Origin of the sequence: Streptomyces sp. QH1-20 (assembly GCF_041283565.1) — a bacterium.
GTDB classification, from domain to species: domain Bacteria; phylum Actinomycetota; class Actinomycetes; order Streptomycetales; family Streptomycetaceae; genus Streptomyces; species Streptomyces syringius.
Map to the genome: position 1 here is coordinate 2219977 of NZ_CP166299.1, position 17685 is coordinate 2237661.

15 protein-coding genes are annotated in these 17685 nt (G+C 74.5%); 7 read left to right on the forward strand and 8 right to left on the reverse strand.

The features are described 5' to 3' along the window. Positions 1-66: 66 nt before the first annotated feature. The 3 genes from AB8O64_RS09885 to AB8O64_RS09895 are packed head-to-tail and all read left to right on the forward strand — an operon-like array spanning position 67 to position 5020. Positions 67-1095 (forward strand): AAA family ATPase, encoded by a 1029-nt coding sequence (locus tag AB8O64_RS09885; RefSeq protein WP_370418806.1) that lies wholly within the window; start codon positions 67-69, stop codon positions 1093-1095. Further along, on the forward strand, positions 1095-2516 hold the full coding sequence (locus tag AB8O64_RS09890; RefSeq protein ID WP_370418807.1) for a DUF58 domain-containing protein: 1422 nt from the start codon (positions 1095-1097) through the stop codon (positions 2514-2516). Before AB8O64_RS09885 ends, AB8O64_RS09890 begins: the two co-directional genes overlap by 1 nt. Next, a complete protein-coding gene (locus AB8O64_RS09895; RefSeq protein WP_370418808.1) occupies positions 2513-5020 on the forward strand; it encodes a transglutaminaseTgpA domain-containing protein in 2508 nt (835 codons plus the stop codon). Before AB8O64_RS09890 ends, AB8O64_RS09895 begins: the two co-directional genes overlap by 4 nt. 142 nt (positions 5021-5162) lie before the next feature. On the opposite strand, the gene AB8O64_RS09900 is transcribed toward AB8O64_RS09895, so the two are convergent. The 3 genes from AB8O64_RS09900 to AB8O64_RS09910 form a co-directional block, all read right to left on the reverse strand. Further along, positions 5163-5561, reverse strand: coding sequence for a DUF3040 domain-containing protein (locus AB8O64_RS09900; RefSeq protein ID WP_130877337.1), 399 nt, complete (start codon positions 5559-5561; stop codon positions 5163-5165). A gap of 237 nt (positions 5562-5798) precedes the next feature. Beyond that, positions 5799-6563, reverse strand: coding sequence for a methyltransferase (locus AB8O64_RS09905; RefSeq protein WP_370418809.1), 765 nt, complete (start codon positions 6561-6563; stop codon positions 5799-5801). Positions 6564-6738: 175 nt separating this feature from the next. Then, positions 6739-7284 carry an SAV_6107 family HEPN domain-containing protein gene (locus tag AB8O64_RS09910; protein WP_370418810.1) on the reverse strand — a complete coding sequence of 182 codons (546 nt, stop codon included), beginning with the start codon at positions 7282-7284 and terminating at the stop codon, positions 6739-6741. A gap of 241 nt (positions 7285-7525) precedes the next feature. Between AB8O64_RS09910 and AB8O64_RS09915 the strand changes: the two genes are divergently transcribed. The 4 genes from AB8O64_RS09915 (at position 7526) to AB8O64_RS09930 (ending at position 13020) form a co-directional block, all read left to right on the forward strand. Further along, the gene (locus AB8O64_RS09915; protein ID WP_370418811.1) at positions 7526-8335 is read left to right on the forward strand and encodes an ATP-binding cassette domain-containing protein; all 810 of its coding nucleotides are present in this window, start codon (positions 7526-7528) and stop codon (positions 8333-8335) included. Then, on the forward strand, positions 8307-10445 hold the full coding sequence (locus tag AB8O64_RS09920; RefSeq protein ID WP_370418812.1) for a YhgE/Pip family protein: 2139 nt from the start codon (positions 8307-8309) through the stop codon (positions 10443-10445). The genes AB8O64_RS09915 and AB8O64_RS09920 overlap by 29 nt, the downstream gene beginning before the upstream one ends. Before the next feature lie 53 nt (positions 10446-10498). Continuing rightward, entirely contained in the window at positions 10499-11113 is a 615-nt protein-coding gene (locus tag AB8O64_RS09925) for a TetR/AcrR family transcriptional regulator (RefSeq protein ID WP_362221155.1), read from the forward strand. Positions 11114-11472: 359 nt separating this feature from the next. Further along, positions 11473-13020 carry a phytoene desaturase family protein gene (locus AB8O64_RS09930; protein ID WP_370418813.1) on the forward strand — a complete coding sequence of 516 codons (1548 nt, stop codon included), beginning with the start codon at positions 11473-11475 and terminating at the stop codon, positions 13018-13020. A 69-nt stretch (positions 13021-13089) separates the two neighbouring features. On the opposite strand, the gene AB8O64_RS09935 is transcribed toward AB8O64_RS09930, so the two are convergent. From AB8O64_RS09935 to AB8O64_RS09955, 5 genes are all read right to left on the reverse strand, one after another. After that, complete coding sequence (locus AB8O64_RS09935; protein WP_370418814.1) at positions 13090-14034, reverse strand: hypothetical protein; 945 nt, start codon at positions 14032-14034, stop codon at positions 13090-13092. A gap of 40 nt (positions 14035-14074) precedes the next feature. Next, positions 14075-14992, reverse strand: coding sequence for a methylenetetrahydrofolate reductase [NAD(P)H] (gene metF / locus AB8O64_RS09940; protein WP_356450973.1), 918 nt, complete (start codon positions 14990-14992; stop codon positions 14075-14077). A 157-nt stretch (positions 14993-15149) separates the two neighbouring features. Continuing rightward, positions 15150-15815 (reverse strand): thiamine phosphate synthase, encoded by a 666-nt coding sequence (gene thiE, locus AB8O64_RS09945; protein ID WP_370418815.1) that lies wholly within the window; start codon positions 15813-15815, stop codon positions 15150-15152. 100 nt (positions 15816-15915) lie between these two features. Beyond that, complete coding sequence (locus AB8O64_RS09950) at positions 15916-16281, reverse strand: Rv2175c family DNA-binding protein (protein WP_130877347.1); 366 nt, start codon at positions 16279-16281, stop codon at positions 15916-15918. Positions 16282-16383: 102 nt separating this feature from the next. Continuing rightward, positions 16384-17553: an NAD(P)/FAD-dependent oxidoreductase gene (locus tag AB8O64_RS09955; RefSeq protein WP_370423834.1), complete on the reverse strand. Its 1170-nt coding sequence runs from the start codon at positions 17551-17553 to the stop codon at positions 16384-16386. Between the last annotated feature and the right edge of the window lie 132 nt (positions 17554-17685).

A 17685-nucleotide genomic window follows, 5' to 3' on the forward strand; every position in this document is an offset into this window, starting at 1 on the left:
GGCCCGGCTCGGACTGGGGAACCCCCTGCTCCTGGAAGAGCGCGGGGAAGGGCCGAGGAGGGCCGGGTGACGACCTATGACGAACGAGCGAGCCTCAGCGATCTGACCACCACAGCGGAGCGGGTCCGCAGAGCGGTGGAGGGTGTGATCGAGGGCAAGCCGGAGGTCGTACGGCTCTCGCTGACCGTGCTCCTCGCCGAGGGGCACCTCTTGATCGAGGATGTGCCCGGGGTGGGCAAGACCATGCTCGCCAAGGCGCTGGCGCGGTCCATCGACTGCTCGGTGCGGCGCATCCAGTTCACGCCGGACCTGCTGCCGTCCGACATCACCGGCGTGAGCGTCTTCGACCAGCAGCGGCGGGACTTCGAGTTCAAGCCCGGTGCGATCTTCGCCCAGATCGTGATCGGCGACGAGATCAACCGCGCCTCGCCCAAGACCCAGTCGGCGCTGCTGGAGTCGATGGAGGAGCGCCAGGTCACCGTCGACGGGCACAGCTACGAGCTGCCCAGCCCGTTCATGGTGGTGGCCACGCAGAACCCGGTCGAGATGGAGGGCACCTATCCGCTGCCCGAGGCGCAGCGCGACCGCTTCATGGCGCGGGTCTCGATCGGCTATCCGCACCCGGAGGCCGAGCTGCGGATGCTGGACGTGCACGGCGGCGTCTCGCCGCTGGACGACCTCCAGCCCGTCGCGCACGCGCACGACATCGTCAAGCTCGTCGAGGCGGTCCGGGCGGTGCACGTCGCCGAGTCCGTGCGGCGGTACGCGGTGGACCTGGTGGGCGCGACCCGGCAGCACCCCGATCTGAGACTCGGGGCGTCGCCGCGGGCGACGCTGCACCTGCTGCGGGCCGCCAAGGCCGCGGCGGCGCTGGCCGGCCGGGACTTCACCCTGCCCGACGACGTCCAGGCGCTGGCCGTGCCGGTGCTCGCGCACCGGCTGCTGCCCACCGCGCAGGCGCAGCTGGGCCGGCGCACGGCCGAGCAGGTCGTTGTCGACATCCTCCAGCGGACCCCGGTGCCCGATCCGTCGGCGCAGGCGTGGCGGCTGCCGCCGCCGCCCGCCCACCAGCCCCCGGGGGCGCGGAGGCTGTGATGTCATCCGGGGGATCCCCCTCGCGAGGCCCGGCCGGGGCCGGGGCGAGGGGGGCCGCGCGCAGCGGCCTGTGGGCGGCGTTCGGCGGGCTGACCACCCGTGGCCGCTCCTTCCTGGCGGCGGGCGTCGCCGCCGCCGGGTGTTCGTATGTGCTCGGCCAGTCGGACCTGCTGCGGGTGGGGCTGCTGCTGGCCGTGCTGCCCGTGGTGTGCGTGATCGTGCTGCACCGCACCCGGCACCGGGTCACCGGCAGCAGACGGCTCTCGCCGTCGCGGGTGCCCGCGACCGCCGAGGCGCGGGTGCACCTGCGGATCGACAGCGTCTCGCGGCTCCCCACCGGGCTGCTGATGCTCCAGGACCAGGTGCCGTACGTGCTGGGGCCGCGCCCGCGCTTCGTCCTGGACCGGATCGAGCCGGGCGGCCGCCGCGAGGTGTCCTACCGGGTCCGCTCGGATCTGCGCGGCCGCTATCCGCTGGGGCCGTTGCAGCTGCGGCTGACGGACCCGTTCGGGATGTGCGAGCTGACCCGGGGTTTCAGCGCCTTCGACACCCTGACGGTCGTGCCGCGCGTGGAGCCGTTGCCGCCCGTTCGGCTCGGTGGCGAGGCGTCGGGCTACGGCGACGGCCGGCACCACTCCCTCGCGCTGGCCGGCGAGGACGATGTCATACCGCGCGGCTACCGCCACGGCGACGACCTGCGCCGGGTGCACTGGCGTTCGACCGCGCGCTACGGCGAGCTGATGGTGCGCCGCGAGGAGCAGCCGCACCGGGCGCACTGCACGGTGCTGCTGGACACCCGCGGCATCGCCTACGAGGGCGCCGGGCCCGACTCCCCCTTCGAATGGGCGGTGTCGGGGGCGGCCTCCACGGCGGTCCATCTGCTGGAGCGGGGTTTCTCGGTGCGGCTGCTGACCGACACCGGAAGCTCGGTGCCCGGCCCCGACGGCACGGGCGGGTACGGCGGTTCCGCGCACGACTCCGCGGACGCGGCCGGGTTGATGCTGGACACCCTCGCGGTGGTGGACCACTCCGAGGAGACCGGGCTGGCCGCCGCCCACGACATCCTGCGCGGCGGTGCCGGCGGGCTGCTGGTGGCGTTCTTCGGCGAGCTGGACGAGGAGCAGACGGTGCTGGCCGGGCGGATGCGGCAGCGCGGCGTGACGGCGGTCGCCTTCGTCCTGGACCCCGCCGCGTGGGCGTACGACCCGCCCGGCCGAGGGGGCCAGGGCTCCCGGGCGGGGTTCGACGGCGAGCGGCGGCTGCGCATGCTGCGGGAGGCCGGGTGGACGGCGCTGCCCGTCACCCCGGGCGCGCCGCTGGCGGACCTGTGGCGGCTGGCGGGTTCCGCCGGCCCGGCCCCGGGCGACGCGACGGGCGGGGCGGCAGGCGGCTGGAGCGGCGTGGCGGGAGGCAGGTCATGAGCGGGGGAATCCGGCTGGCGGTGTGCGCGGCGGCGGCCACGCTGGCGGCGGCGGGTGCGCTGCTGCCGCTGGTGGACCGGTCCGTGTGGATCGTCCAGGCGGCGTTCCTGCTGGCGATCCAGACGTCGGTGGGCATGCTCGCCCGCCGGGTGCCGCTGGCCCGGGCGCTGACGGTGGCGGTGCAGGCCCTGGTGGCGCTGCTGCTGCTCACCGTGGTCTTCGCGCGGGCGCACGCGATCGGCGGGCTGCTGCCGGGCCCGGACGTCTTCCAGGAGTTCGGCCAGCTGCTGCGGGAGGGCGCGTCCGACGTCGGGCGGTACGCCATCCCGGCGCCGACGACCACGGCCATCCGGCTGCTGCTGGTCGGCGGGGTGCTGGTGATCGGCCTGGTGGTGGACGCGCTGGCGGTCACGTACCGCAGCGCCGCCCCGGCCGGGCTGCCGCTGCTCGCGCTGTACTCCGTGGCGGCCGGACTGGCGGAGGGCACCGACTGGCTGTGGTTCCTGGCCGCGGCGGCCGGCTATCTGCTGCTGCTCCTGGCCGAGGGCCGCGACCGGCTCGCCCAGTGGGGCCGGGTCTTCGGTGGTGGCGGTGCCCGGCCGGGCCCGGCGGCGCATCCGCTGGGCCCCGGTCAGGCGTCGGCCATCGCGCCGGTCCGTACGGGCCGGCGGATCGGGGCGCTCGCGCTCGGCATCGCCCTGCTGGTGCCGGCCGTGCTGCCGACGATGGACAGCGGGCTGCTCCAGGCGCACGGCCAGAGCCCCGGCGAGGGCGGCACGGGCGGCGGGACCGGCGCGGTCAGCCCGCTGGTCGCCCTCCAGGACAGCCTCCGCCAGCCGGAGAACCGCGAGGTGCTGCGCTATCGCACCTCCACGCGGAACACCGGCGATCTGTATCTGCGCATCGTCACGCTCGACCAGTTCGACGGTTCGACCTGGCGCACCTCCCCCGGCCGCCCCGTCACCGCGGTGCCGGACCCGCTGCCCACCCCCGCCGGGCTGGCCCCCGGGGTGCGCACGGACCCGGTCAACACCTCCGTCGCGGCGTCCGGTTCGTACGCGCAGACCTATCTGCCCCTCCCCTATCCGGCCGAGCAGGTGCGGATCGGCGGCCGGTGGCGGTACGAGCCGGAGGGGCGGATGGTGGTCGGCGGCCACGCGCAGACCACCCGGGGCGCCCGCTATCAGGTGACGAGCCTGCTGGTGGAGCCGACGGCGGCGCAGCTCGCCGCCGCGCCCGCGCCCCCGCAGCGGCTGCTGCGCGAGTACACCAAGGTGCCGGGCTCGCTGCCGGCGGTGGTGGCGCAGACGGCGCGCAAGGTGACGGCCGGGGCGGCGAACCCGTACCAGCAGGCCGTGAAGCTCCAGGAGTGGTTCGCGGTCGACGGCGGCTTCCGCTACGACACGGAGGTGCGCTCGGGCAGCGGGCCCGACGCGGTCGCCAGATTCCTCCAGGCCAAGGAGGGCTTCTGCGTCCACTTCTCCTTCGCCATGGCGGCCATGGCACGGACGCTGGGCATCCCCGCGCGGGTGGCCGTCGGCTTCACCCCGGGCACCCCGCAGGCGGACGGCTCGATGTCGGTCGGCTCCAAGGACGCGCACGCCTGGCCCGAGTTGTATTTCGAGGGCGCCGGCTGGACCCGCTTCGAGCCCACGCCGAGCCGCGGCACCCCGCCGGAGTACACGGTCGCCGAGACGCCCGCCGGGTCGGGCCCGGGCGCGCCCTCCGCACGCCCCGACCGGTCCGCCGCGCCGTCGGCGCCGGCCAGGCCGGGTGACGACTGCACCCCGCAGCTGAAGAAGGTCGACGGCTGCCCGGCCCTCGCCCAGCAGCCGGGCGGCGGCCGGGCCGGCGACGGGCCGCCGACGGGCACGGTGACGGCCCTCGTGGTGGCCGCGCTGGTGGTCCTCCTGCTGCCCGTGCTGCCGATGTTGTGGCGCCGCCGGGTACGGGCCCGGCGTCTTCGCCCCGCGAGCGCCGCCGTGGTTCAGCCGAGCGGCCCCGGCCAAGGAGAGGGAGCGGCAGGTCGGCCAGGGGCGCCCGCGGTGCTGCCGGACGACGATCCTCGGGAGACGGTGGAGCGCACGCTGGCGGCCTGGCGGGAGCTGACCGACTCCGCCTGGGACTACGGCATCCTGCCGGACGACGCCCAGACCCCGCGGAGGGCGGCGGCGCGGATCGTGCGGATCGGCGCGCTGGACGGCCCGTCGGCCGAGTCCGCCGTCCGGGTGGCCACCGCGGTGGAGCAGGCACTGTACGCACCGGCGCCCCGCCCGGCCGGGGCGTTGGCGGCCGAGGTCGAGTCCGTTCGGGCCGGGCTGCGCGCGGCGGCGGGGCGGGGGGCGCGGCTGCGGGCCGTGCTGGCTCCGCGCTCGGCCGCCCGTGTGGCGTGGGCCTGTTCGCGGCGCTGGTCGGCCGCGCGGGAGCGGCTGCGGACGGGGCGGATCGTGGCGGTGTGGCGCCGGGCGGGCGGGGCACTGCGCCCCTCGCGGCAGCGGGGCTGACCGCCGCCGGGGGTTCAGCGGGGTTCAGCCCTCGGTAGCGGGAGACGGAAAGGCGGCAGGGGCCGGGACGATGTCCCGGCCCCTGCCGCCTGCGAAGCACTCCGCGCGCGTCAGCCGCGCGGTCCTGCGAGAAATGCGGGGCTCAGTGGCCCTGTTCGTCACGGCGGCGCTGCCAGCGCTGCTCGATCCGGTCCATCACGGTACGGCGCTGTCGGGCCTGCCGCCGGGGTGCCCCGCCCATCGCGGCGGGTCCCGCCTGTGCTCCGGGCCTGGGCGCCTTGCGCCACCCCGTCACCGCGAGCACGGCACATCCCAGCATGACGAGGAACCCCACCACGCTGATCCAGATCTGTTGGGCGACCATTCCGGCCATGAGGAGCGCGATGCCCACCAGAAAACCCGCGACCGCCTGGTAGACCCGTCGCCGGGTGTACGTGCGCAGGCCGCTGCCCTCGAGCGCTGTGGCGAATTTGGGATCTTCGGCGTACAGCGCTCGCTCCATCTGCTCGAGCATGCGCTGCTCGTGCTCCGAGAGCGGCACGGAGTCCTCCTACTCGTCGGTCGCGGGGGGCGACCGGGGTGCGACCCTTTCAGGATAGGCAGGGAATCGCCCCCGTGAAACCCGCCCCTCTGCGCCAATCCGCCCACCGATGTGGTGTGGCGATCGATGACGTCGGGACGTACATTCCCTGCCCGCCGATCCGCCATGCCGGACGGTGTGCACCGATCATACGGGGCGAACGGGCTGATCGGGTGGCCTGTGACCTACCGCTTGCGGTCAGCCACGCTCGGCCAGGACGTGCAGCTGAGTGGCCACGGAGTGGAAGGCGGGCAGCTCGGCCGCCGCGGCCTCCAGCTGGAGCAGCGCGTCGATGGCTCCGGGCTCGGTGTCGACGAGCACGCCGGGCACCAGATCGGCGAAGACCCGCACGCCGTGCACGGAGCTGACGGCCAGCCCGGCGTCGGTGACCAGCTCGGTGAGCTGGTCGGCGGTGAAGCGGCGCGGGACCGGGTCGCCGTCGCCCCAGCGGCCGGCCGGGTCGGCGAGGATCTGCCGGGCCTCGCTGAAGTGACCGGCGAGGGCCCGGGCGAGGACGGCACCGCCCTGGCCCGCCGCCAGCAGGCTGAGGGTGCCGGCCGGGCGGAGCGCGTCGATGGCGTTACGGATGCCCTCGGCGGGGTCGTCGACGTACTCCAGCACGCCGTGGCACAGGACGGCGTCGTAGCCGCCGCGCTCGACCACGTCGAACAGGCCGTGGGCGTCGCCCTGGACCCCGCGCACCCGGTCGGCGACCCCGGCCTCGGCGGCCCGGCGCTCCAGGGCGAACAGGGCGTTGGGGCTGGGGTCGACGACGGTGACCCGGTGTCCGAGACGGGCGAGGGGCACCGCGAAGTAGCCGGAGCCGCCACCGGTGTCGAGGACCTCGAGCTCGCCCGCGGCGTCCCCGCCGACGGCCTTGGCCCGGCGGCCGAGGGCGTCCCGCAGGACCTCCCAGACCACGGCGGTACGGAGGGACGCCCGGGGGCGCAGCGGGTCTGACACGGCGGGTGGCTCCTCGGCGCGGTGTCGCCGCCTCGGCGGCGGCGAACGAAGGACTGTTCGGCGGTGCCCAGCCTAATGGGCGGCGCGGCGGGGCCACACAACCCTCGCGCCCGCGCCCGGCGGGGCCGCCGCGGCCGCGGGGCGGCCCACCTCAACCCGCCCACGTCGACCCTCGTCAGCCCGCCTTGTCGCGCTCGGCGGCCGGCTGCCGGGGCAGCATCGGGCGGCCGGCCCGGGCAGGGCGGTCGGGCTGCTCCAGCGGCAACTTCGGCTGGAGCACGACCATCCGCTCGACGAGCCGGAGGAAGACCGCGGCGTCCCGCAGCAGATCGTCCGCGTCACGGCGGCTCGCCGCGGACCGGATGCCCGCCTCCGCGCGGGCCCGGCGAGGGGCACCGGAGGCGAACAGGGCGCTCCACTCGGTGAGTTCGGGCGCGACCTCCGGCAGCACGTCCCAGGCGCTGCGGATCCTGCGGCGACGCCGCTCGGAGGTCTCGGGGCGGCCCCGCACGGCGAGGACGGCGGCCGCCGTGCGCAGGGCGGCGAGGTGCGCGGTGGCGTACCGCTCGTGCGGGGCCTGCAGCGTGGCGGCTTCCGCCAGCCCGTGCCGGGCCTGGTCGAGCAGGTCGAGGGCCGCGGGCGGGGTCGCCGCGCGGCGCGGGACGGGCGGGACGGGCTGGAGGGGCGGGACGGGACGGACGTCGCTCGCGCTACCGGCCATGACGAACCTCCTTCGTCGGGGGCGGTCCGCACACGGGCGGAGCCGCCGTATGCCCCCATCGTGGGGCACACCACTGACAATCGCCCTGACCTGCGCGAACACCGTGCCTGGGGGCAGTTGGCGCGTTCGACCGCGGGCGGGGGAGGCCGAAAACGTGCGTCCGTGGTTGACGGTCGCGGGGTCCTCCCCCACATGCTTTTGCACTGACCGGTCAGTGCAGGTTCTGGTACGGGAGGTTCGTGTGAACAGCGCTCCGCCGACCGACGCCCCGCCCGGGGCCGCCGTCACGGCCGAGGGGTTCGGCGTCCGGGGCCCGCGCGGCTGGGCCTTCCGCGATGTGGACCTCACGGCCCCGCCCGGCGCACTCGTCGCCGTCGAGGGCCCCTCCGGCTCGGGCCGCACCTGTCTGCTGCTCGCGCTCACCGGCCGGATGCGGGTCGGCGCCGGCCGGGCCGAGGTCGCCGGACTGCCGCTGTCCGGGACGGGCCGCGGCGCGCACCGGAGGAACATGGCGGCGGTCCGGCGCATCAGCGCTCTCGCGCACGTACCCGGCGTCGCCGAGCTCGACACCTCGTTGACCGTCGCCGAGCACCTGCGTGAACGCGCGCTGCTGCGCCGCCGGTTCGGTGGCCCGCTGCGCGGCCTGCTGCGGCCGCGCGCCGAGCGGACGGCGGAGGCCGGGGCCCGCGTCGAGGCGGCGCTGGCGGCCGCGGGGCTGGACCCGACGGCCCTGCCCAAAGGCGGCCGCACGGCCGTACGGGACCTGGAGCGGCTGGAGTCGCTGCGGCTGTCGGTGGCCCTCGCGCTGATCGGCGGTCCACGGCTGCTCGCCGTGGACGACACCGATCTCAAGCTCTCCGACGCGGAGCGCACGCGCGCGTGGGCGTTGCTGCGGTCGGTGGCCGACGCCGGCACGACCGTGCTCGCGGTGTGCGGCACGGCGCCGCCCGAGGCCACGGTCGTCGTCTCGACCGCCCGCCGCGAAGCCGTGCGGGACACCGGCGAAGAGGAGGGCCCGGCAGATGCGCTCGCCGAAACTGGCCGCGCTTGAGCTGAGGCGGTTCGGCAGGGGAAGGCTCCCCCGCGCGGCACTCGTCGCGCTCCTGCTGCTGCCGCTGCTCTACGGTGCGCTGTACCTGTGGTCCTTCTGGGATCCCTACGGGCGCCTCGACAAGGTGCCCGTGGCGCTGGTCAACGCCGACCGGGGCGCCACCGTGGACGGTCACCGGATCGGCGCGGGCGACACGATCGCCAAGGGACTGCGCGACAGCAAGTCGTTCCAGTGGCACGAAACGAGCGCCGAGGCGGCGCGCAAGGGCGTCGAGAACGGCACGTACTACCTGTCGCTGACCGTTCCCGCCGACTTCAGCGAACAGGTCGCCTCCAGCTCGGGCCGGACCCCGCGGACGGGCGCGCTCCAGGTGCGGACGAACGACTCCAACAACTACATCGTCGGCCAGATCTCCCGCACGGTCTTCTCCGAGGTGCGGGCCGCCGCCTCCCGCAAGACCTCCCGGTCCTTCTACGACAAGATCTTCGTCTCCTTCGCCGACCTCCACGACCGGACGGCGCAGGCCGCGAAGGGCGCTGGGCAGCTCGACGACGGGATCGGCAGGGCGAAGAAGGGCGCCGGGGACCTCCAAAAGGGGTTGGCCGACGCGAAGAAGGGCAGCGGCGACCTCCAGGAGGGCGTGGCCGAACTGCACACCGGAGCCGGCACCTTGGACACCAAGTCCCAGGAGCTGGCCACGGGCGCACGGAAGGTCGCGGACGGCACCCGGCAACTGGCCGCCAAGGTCAACGGCGCCGCGGCCGAGGAGGGCGCCTTCGTCAAGGAGAACGCCGAGGAGATCGGCCGCACCGCCCGCGTCGTCGCCAGGGAGACGAAGACGCTGCGGGACCATCTGGACGACCTGCCCTCCCCCGCCACCGCCGCCCGTCTCGCCGAGAGCAGCCGCCGCGCCGCGGACGCCCTGTCCGCCGCGTACGAGAGGTCGTGCGGGACGGCGGCACCGGCCGCCCCCGATACCGTCTGCCCGGAGCTGCGCAAGGCGGTGTTCGCCGCCCGGAAGTCGGCGGACGGCGCCGCGGCCCTCAGCGCCCTGGTCCACAACGAGAACGGCGCACTGGACCGGCTGCCGGGCACACTGGACACCCTCCACACCTACGCCGTGCGGCTCGCCGAGGAGGCCCCGCACCTCGCCCGGGACATCGACGGTGCCGTACGCAAGGTCAACGCCCTCGACGCGGGCGCGCGGAAGGTCGCCGAGGGCGCCGGGGCGCTGCACTCCGGGGCCGGGAGGCTGTACAGCGGACTCGGCACCGCAAAGGAGGGCGCCGGCGATCTGGACGGCGGGATCGGGAAGTTGCGCGAGGGCGCGGGCACGCTCCAGGGCGGCATCTTCAAACTCTCCGACGGCTCCGCCGAACTCGCCGACGGGCTGCGGGACGGCGTGGACCGGATCCCCGACTACGGCAAGAAGGAGCGTGACGCCCGTACCCGGGTGATGGCCGACCCGGTCGCGCTGGCCTCCGAGGCCACGCACAAGGCGGCCAACTACGGCACCGGTTTCGCGCCCTACTTCATCCCGCTCTCCCTCTGGGTGGGCGCGATGGTCGCCTACATGCTGATCCAGCCGCTCAACCGGCGGGCCCTGGCCATCGGTGCGGGCGGCTGGCGGATCGCCCTCGCGGGCTGGCTGCCGGTCGCCGCGATCGGGGTGCTCCAGGCCGGGGCACTGCTGTCCGTGCTGCACTGGCTGCTCGGGCTGGAACTGCCGCGCGCCGCGGCCACGATGGGCTTCCTCGTCCTGGTCACGGCATGCTTCGCCGCGATCGTGCAGTGGCTGGGCGCCCGCTTCGGCCCGGCCGGGCGCATCCTCGTCCTGGCGCTGCTGATGCTCCAGCTGACGTCGGCGGGCGGCACGTATCCGGTGCAGACCAGCCCGGGGTTCTTCAACGCCGTCCACCCCTTCCTGCCGATGAGTTACGTGGTGGACGGGCTGCGCCACCTCATCACCGGGGGCGGTCCCGCCCCGGTGTGGCAGGCCTGCGGTGTGCTGGCCGCGTTCACGCTGGGCGCGCTGACGCTCACCGCGTGGACGGCCCGGCGCAAGCAGGTCTGGACGGTGGACCGGCTGCATCCGGAGCTGAGCCTGTGAGCCGCGTGAGCCGTGTGAGCGACGGCACCTCGTCGGCAGGGAGAATCATCCCCATGGACAGCAGCGGTACGCGCCGTCAGAACACCCGGCGGAAGCTCTTCGAGGCGGCGGTCACCCTCATCGCCGAGCAGGGCTTCTCCTCCACCACGGTGGACGAGATCGCCGAACGGGCCGGCGTCGCCAAGGGCACGGTCTACTACAACTTCGCCAGCAAGTCCGTGCTGTTCGAGGAGCTGCTGCGGCACGGCATCGAGCTGCTGGCCGACTCCCTGCAGCGGGCTGCCGACGAGAGCGCCGAGCGCGGCGGTCGCAGGGTCGACGCGCTGGACGCGATGGTCGGGGCCGGGCTGGACTTCATCTCGCGCTATCCGGCGCTCACCCAGCTGTACGTGGCCGAGCTGTGGCGCACCAACCGGGCCTGGCAGTCGACGCTGATGCAGGTGCGGCAGAAGGCGATCGCGGTCATCGAGTCCGTGCTGCGGGAGGCGGTCGCCGCCGGTGAGCTGAGCCCGGAGATCGACGTGCCGCTGACGGCGTCGGCGCTGTTCGGGATGGTGCTGGTGGCGGCCCTGGACTGGCAGTCGTACCAGCCGGAGCGGTCGGTCGAGGAGGTGCACTCGGCGCTGTCACGGCTGCTGCAGGGGCGGGTCGGCGGCGCCGGCCGCTGACGGGAACGGCGCTGTTCCGGTGCGGTCCGATCCCCCTCGGTCCGCACCGGAACAGTGTTCCCCCGTACTTCCCCCGTCTTCCCCCCGTGCTCCCCGGGCCTCCGCGTTTCCCCCGTGGAGACCCGGTTCTCCCCCGTCACGGCCGAGCCGTCGCCCCGTTCCGCCGCCCCGTGTCGGCGGTCCGGCGCTCCGGCTCTTCCGTGGGCACCACTCTTCCTTCCGAGCGGGCCCCGCCCCATCCGCGCAGCTACTCATCTCCGGCACTGAGTACGTGTACTCACGCCTGAGCGTTCAGCGCCGGGGGAAGGTGCCGGGCGGCCGGGGGAAAGGCGCCGGTGCCGCCGGATAAAGTCACTGGCATGGCACGGATTGTGGTGATCGGCGCCGGGATGGGCGCGATGGCAGCCGCCGCCCGGCTGGCCGTCGCGGGCCACCGGGTAGCGGTGTACGAGCGCGCGGCGACGCACGGGGGCGGCGTGGGGCGCCTGGACCGGGACGGCTTCGTCTTCGACACGGGGCCGGGGCTGTTGCATCTGCCCGCCGTCTACCGCGACCTGTTCGTCAAGACGGGCAAGGAGCCGCTGGAGCGATGCGTCGGCCTGTCCCAGGTCGACCCGGCGAGCCGGCACGTCTTCGCGGACGGCACGGACGTCTCGCTGCCCAACGCCTCCCGGGCCGGGGTCGTCCGCGCCCTGGACGACGCCATCGGCCCGGGTGCGGGCGAGCGCTGGAGCGACCTGGTCAACCGGGCGCGCGAGGTCTGGGACGCGACCCGGCGGCCGCTGCTGGAGGAGCCGCTGCGCGAGGACCGCACGGCCCTGGGCCAGGATCCCTACCCCGCGGTGCGCAAGCGCGGTCTGTTCAGGCGGCGCGGCCCGGTCACCCTCGCGTCCGTCGCGGAGCGGGAGCTCGGGGACGCACGGCTGGCCGCCCTCCTGGAGAGCCACGCCCTGGCGTACGGGCTGGACCCGCGCCACGCGCCCGGGAGCGCGACCGTGCTGCCCTACATGGAGCAGACCTTCGGCAGTTGGTATGTGAGCGGGGGCGTGCGGGCGCTCGCCGACGCGCTGTACGAGCGGTGCAGGGCCCGCAAGGTGGAGTTCCACTTCGAGGCGGAGGTGGTCCGGCTGCTGGAGAAGGACGGGCGCGCCGCCGGGGTGGAGCTGGCCGACGGGAGCGTGGCCGAGGCGGATCAGGTGGTCGCCGGGGTCTCGTCCGGGCGGCTGGCACAGATCGCGCCGGGCGCGGCCGCGCCGCATGACGCGCCGGTGCCGCCCGGCAGGTTCACGGTCTTCCTCGCGCTGCGCGGGGCCCGGCCCGAAGACGTCGTCCACCGTACGGTGGTCCACACCGGCGACCGGGCGGCGGAGTTGGCGGCCGTCTTCGGCGACGACGACCGGCCGGCCCCAGGACGCGGTGCGGGTTCCGCATCCGGTTCCGGTTCGGGTCGGGCGGACTACCGGCCGACGGTGACCGTGCTGCGTCCGGACGATCCGGCCACCCGCCCGGACGACGGGCACGAGGCCGTCACGCTCAGCGCCACGGTCGCACCGCACGGACGCGTCGACTGGACCGACGGGCCGACCGCCGACGGCTTCGCGGACCGGATGGTCGACGCCGCGGCGGCGGCGGTGCCGGGGCTGCGGGAGCGACTGCTGTGGCGGGAGGTCCGCACTCCGGCCGATACGGAAGCCGCCCTCGGGGCCGAGGGCGGCGGGGTGCCCGCGCCGGTGCTGGCGGGTGCGGACGGCCGCTTCCTCCGCCCCGGCAACGCGACCTCGGTGCCCGGTCTCCATCTCGCGGGCGGCTTCGCCCACCCCGGCGGCGGGCTCGCCCATGCCGGGATGTCCGGGGCACTGGTCGCCGGTCTCATCGTGTCCGGGGCCGACTGGCGCGGCTCGCAATGAGCATCGCCTCTCGCACCCGCCGGGCGGATGCGAGAGGCGAGGTGGACGGCTCGGGCGGCCGGCCGTGCGTCAGTAGCGGTAGGGCTGCCCGTCGTAGCCGTGGCCCGGCAGTTGCTCGGGGTGGGGCGGCTGCTGCCCGGGGGGCGGCGGCGGGGTGTCGGTGTCGCGCTGCTGCGGCACCCAGACACCGCCGGGCGGGGTGTCGATGTCGTACTGCTGCGGCATGCCGTACGCGTCGAGGGGGTAGCCGGCGGGCGCGGCCGTGCCGTACTGCTGCTGGGCGTAGGCGTCCTGCTGTCCGTAGCCCTCGTAGGTCTCGTAGGTCTGCTGGCGGTTGCCGATGTAGGGGTCGGAGTAGGGCGCGTACTGCCCCTGCCCGTAGTCGAACTGCCCGGCGTAGGCGCCCTGGCCGCTCTGATCGCCCTGGGTGGGGGCGCCGGGGGTCTGACCGCCGTACGGGTCGTAGGTGCCGAAGACGCTCGTGTCCTGGCCCTGGTCGTAGCCGGTGGAGTCGCCGTAGCCGCCGTACGGGCCGGGGGCGGTCTCCTCCGACGCCGCGGGGGCGGGCTGGTGGGCCGCGTTGGGCAGCAGGGCCGGGCCCGGGTCGGCCTCGGGGACCGGGTGGACCTCCAGACCGGAGACCTCGAGGGTCGGCTCGGCGAGGGGGGCCGCGCCGCCGCCCCGGCGTCGGCGGCCCGCCCGGGTCTTCTCCGCGCCCGCGGACTCCTTGCCGTCCCCGGCGTCGGCGGCGTCGGCCTTGCCGCGGCGGATCGCCCAGCCGGTGGAGAAGCCGCGACGGAAGGAGAGCGTCACATAGGTCTGCCCGATGGCGAAGGCGATCGCGCCCACCCCGATGACCACCACGGAGGGGATGAGCACGCCCACGACCACCCCGAGGAAGCCGACGAAGGCGAGGAGCCGCCAGCGCAACCGCGCCTTGTACTGCAGCAGCACCTCGCCCAGCAGCCAGAGCGCGACGACGCCGAACGCGATGTAGAGGACCGTCCAGCCCATTAACGCCCCTCTCGTACGGCCGCCGTTCGCGGGCCGGCCGTCAGGACCGCTGGTGCAGTCCCAGATTCTCGTAGATTTCCAGAGTCGCCGTGGAGTGGTTCAGGGTAATGAAATGCAGCCCGGGAATCTCCTCGGCCATCAATCGAGTGCACAGCTGCGTGGCGTACTCGATCCCGATCGAGCGTACAGCCGCCGGGTCGTCCTTGACCGCGAGGATCCGTTCCGCCAGATCCGGTGGGAACGCCGCGTTGCTGAGCTGTGCGAATCGTTCGATCTGGCGCACATTCGTGACGGGCATGATCTCGGGGATGATCGGGGTGTCGCATCCCGCCGCCGCGACACGGTCACGCAGCCGCAGATAGTCCTCGGGGTAGAAGAACATCTGGGTGATGGCGAAATCCGCGCCCGCGCGGCACTTGTCCACGAAGTGCCCGATATCGGTTTCCCAGTCGGTGGAGCGCGGGTGCATCTCGGGAAATGCCGCGACGCCGACGCAGAAGTCGCCGGACTCCTTGATGAGCCGCACCAGGTCGGCGGCGTGGTCGATGCCCTTCGGGTGGCGCACCCACTCGCCCATGGGGTCGCCGGGCGGGTCACCGCGCAGGGCGAGCATGTTGCGGATGCCGACGTCGGCGTACTGGCCGATGACGTTGCGGAGTTCGGCCGTGGAGTGGTTGACCGCCGTCAGATGCGCGACGGGGGTGAGGGTGGTGTCGGTCGCGATGCGCTCGGTCGCCCGCACGGTGCCCTCACGGGAGGAGCCGCCCGCACCATAGGTCACGGAGACGAATGTGGGCGCGACGGCCTCGATGCGGCGAATGGCGTTCCACAGCGTCCGCTCGCCCTTCTCGGTCTTCGGGGCCGCGAACTCGAACGAATACGACCGCTCGCCGCGGGCGAGTAGCTCACGCACGGTGTGCGCATGGTCTGTCCTGGTGGAAGCAGTGCCAAGGGCCATACCGGCAAGTTAACCAGCGGTGCGGCGGACGCCCCAACCAACGTTTTCGATATGCCCTTTTCGCCCGACCACTGTCCACACCTTGGACATTCCGTGGAAATATCGTGGGCGCTCCATGACCGTCCGCCCCTCGCGCCGCTGGTCACCCCGGGTGGGGTTACCCCGCGTAATCGCGCACGCGCCGCGCGAGCCGGGCCGCAGCCTCGCCCGGGTCGTCCGCCTCGGTGATGGCGCGCACCACGACGACCCGGCGCGCGCCGGCTTCGAGCACCTCGTCCAGATTGCCGGCGTCGATGCCGCCGATGGCGAACCAGGGCCGCCCGGGCCCCTCGGTCTCCAGGGACGCGGCGTAGCGCACCAGGGCGAGGCCCGGGGCGTGCCTGCCGGGCTTGGTCGGGGTCGGCCAGCAGGGGCCGGTGCAGAAGTAGTCGACGCCGGGCTCGGCGGCCGCGGCGGCCACCTCCGCCTCGGCGTGGGTGGAGCGGCCGATCAGTACGTCGTCGCCGAGGACGGCCCGCGCGGCCGGTACCGGCAGATCGCCCTGGCCGAGGTGGAGGACGTCGGAGCGGATGGCGTGCGCGACATCGGCGCGGTCGTTCACCGCGAGGAGCCTGCCGTGGCGGCGGGCCGCCTCGGCGAAGACGGCGAGGTGCTCCAGCTCCTCCCCCGCCTCCATGCCCTTGTCGCGCAGCTGGATGATGTCGACGCCTCCGTCACCGAGCACGGCGTCCAGGAACTCCGGCAGGTCGCCCTGGCGCTTACGGGCGTCGGTGCACAGATACAGCCGGGCGTCGGCGAGCCGCTCGCGTGCGGTGACGGACATTCGGTGGGTCCCCCCGGGTCGGCGGCGTACGGGCACGGGAGGCTCCCGTGCCCGTACGCCGGACGGTTTTCACTTCGCGTCTACGGCGCCTCGTGGCGTGTCAGACGGCGAGCGCCTGGGCGCGGCGCTTCACCTCCGTGCCACGATTCTCGCGCAGCGCCTGCGCGGGGGTCCCGGGCAGGGTCGGGTCCGGGGTGAACAGCCACTCCAGCATTTCCTCGTCGCTGAAGCCGTCGTCCCGCAGCAGCGTCAGGGTCCCGGCCAGGCCCTTGACGACCTTGCCCTCGCCGACGAAGTCGGCGGGCACCTGGAGCACTCGGTTCTCGCCACGGCGCACGGCGATCAGCTGGCCTTCCTTGACCAGCTGCCGGACGCGCGTCACCTCGACATCGAGAATTTCGGCGATGTCGGGGAGGTTGAGCCAGGCGGGGACGAGAGCATCGATCTTTGCGTCAATCTCGGTCACGGGACAAGCCTGCCATCTAGGACTGACAGTCGGTAGCCGGGTTGACCCGAGCCGGGCCCGGACAAGCCTGTCCGGCGATTCGCCGGACAGGCGAACGGCATGTCACAGAGCGGCGGACTTCAGCGGCACGGACGCGTCCGCGGCCTTCGCCCGGTCGATGGCCGCGCCGCGCTCGATGAGCTTGCGCCCCTGGGCCAGGTCGCGGGGCCGGCCCACGGCCAGCAGGGCCACCAGGACGCCCGCGCGCAGCCAGCACACCGTCCAGGCGGCGCCGGTGGGGTCACCGCGCCACAGGAGCTCGTCGGCGGCCGCGTGGTGGCCCGCGTACTGCACGAAGCGGCCGAACTGCTCGGACCAGAAGTAGGGCACCGGGTCGTAGACCGGGCTCTCGGCCGGGCCGTGGACGATGTTCGCGGCGACGGTCCGGGGGCCCTGGAGGGCGTTGTCCCAGTGGTGCACGAGCAGCCGCTCGCCGTAGCGCGCGGAGGGGAAGGACGCGCAGTCGCCTACGGCGTAGACGTCGGGCAGGGACGTGCGCAGCCGGTCGTCGGTGACGACGGAGTGGTCCGCCGCGAGTGCGATGCCGGAACCGGCCAGCCAGCCGGTCGCGGGCCGCGCGCCGATGCCGACGACCACCGCGTCCGCCGCGAGCCGGGTGCCGTCGGCCAGCAGCACCGCGCCCGGTTCCACGGCGGCCACGCGCGCGCCGGTCAGCAGCCGGGCTCCGCTGTCGGCGTACCAGCGGGACATGTGGACGGCGACCTCGGGCGGCATGGCGCCCGCCAGCGGCAGCTCGGCGGCCTCCACGACCGTCACCCGGCAGCCCGCCTCGCGCGCGGCGGTCGCGAACTCCGCGCCGATCCAGCCCGCGCCGACGGCCACCACGTCGTGCTGCCGGGCCAGCACCGGGCGCAGCCGCTCGGCGTCGTCGAGGGTGCGCAGCAGATGCACGCCGGGCATGTCCTCGCTGCCGGGCAGGGCGAGCGGCTCGGCGCCGGTCGCGATGACCAGCACGTCGTACGGCACGGTCCCGGCCCCGGTCTCCAGCAGGTGCTCGTCGGCGCGCAGGCCGGTGACCTCCCGGCCGAGTTCCAGCTCTATGCCGAGCGACTCGAAGTCCACCTCGAAGGCCGACCCCTCCGCCTTGCCGAGCAGGACGGCCTTGGAGAGCGGCGGCCGGTCGTAGGGCTGGTGGGGCTCGGCGCCCAGGACGGAGATCGCGCCGCGCCAGCCCTGCTCGCGCAGGGCGACGGCGGTCTGTACCCCGGCCATCCCGGCGCCGACGATGACGACCCGCTGCTCGGTGGAGGTCTTCGCTGCTTTCCCGTGCTCGCTCACCCGATCACTGTAGGGCTGCGGCCGGGCCGTACCGGAGCACCGGGTACGGAGACCTCTGACACAGCG

Coding starts and splice junctions, on each gene's coding strand:
- thiE (WP_370418815.1), bottom strand. CDS start 15,815: ATGTCCGTCACCGCACGCGAGCGGCTCGCCGACGCCCGGCTGTATCTG.
- AB8O64_RS09930 (WP_370418813.1), top strand. CDS start 11,473: ATGGCACGGATTGTGGTGATCGGCGCCGGGATGGGCGCGATGGCAGCC.
- AB8O64_RS09895 (WP_370418808.1), top strand. CDS start 2,513: ATGAGCGGGGGAATCCGGCTGGCGGTGTGCGCGGCGGCGGCCACGCTG.
- AB8O64_RS09935 (WP_370418814.1), bottom strand. CDS start 14,034: ATGGGCTGGACGGTCCTCTACATCGCGTTCGGCGTCGTCGCGCTCTGG.
- AB8O64_RS09920 (WP_370418812.1), top strand. CDS start 8,307: ATGCGCTCGCCGAAACTGGCCGCGCTTGAGCTGAGGCGGTTCGGCAGG.
- AB8O64_RS09890 (WP_370418807.1), top strand. CDS start 1,095: ATGTCATCCGGGGGATCCCCCTCGCGAGGCCCGGCCGGGGCCGGGGCG.
- AB8O64_RS09955 (WP_370423834.1), bottom strand. CDS start 17,553: ATGGCCGGGGTACAGACCGCCGTCGCCCTGCGCGAGCAGGGCTGGCGC.
- metF (WP_356450973.1), bottom strand. CDS start 14,992: ATGGCCCTTGGCACTGCTTCCACCAGGACAGACCATGCGCACACCGTG.
- AB8O64_RS09925 (WP_362221155.1), top strand. CDS start 10,499: ATGGACAGCAGCGGTACGCGCCGTCAGAACACCCGGCGGAAGCTCTTC.
- AB8O64_RS09910 (WP_370418810.1), bottom strand. CDS start 7,284: ATGGCCGGTAGCGCGAGCGACGTCCGTCCCGTCCCGCCCCTCCAGCCC.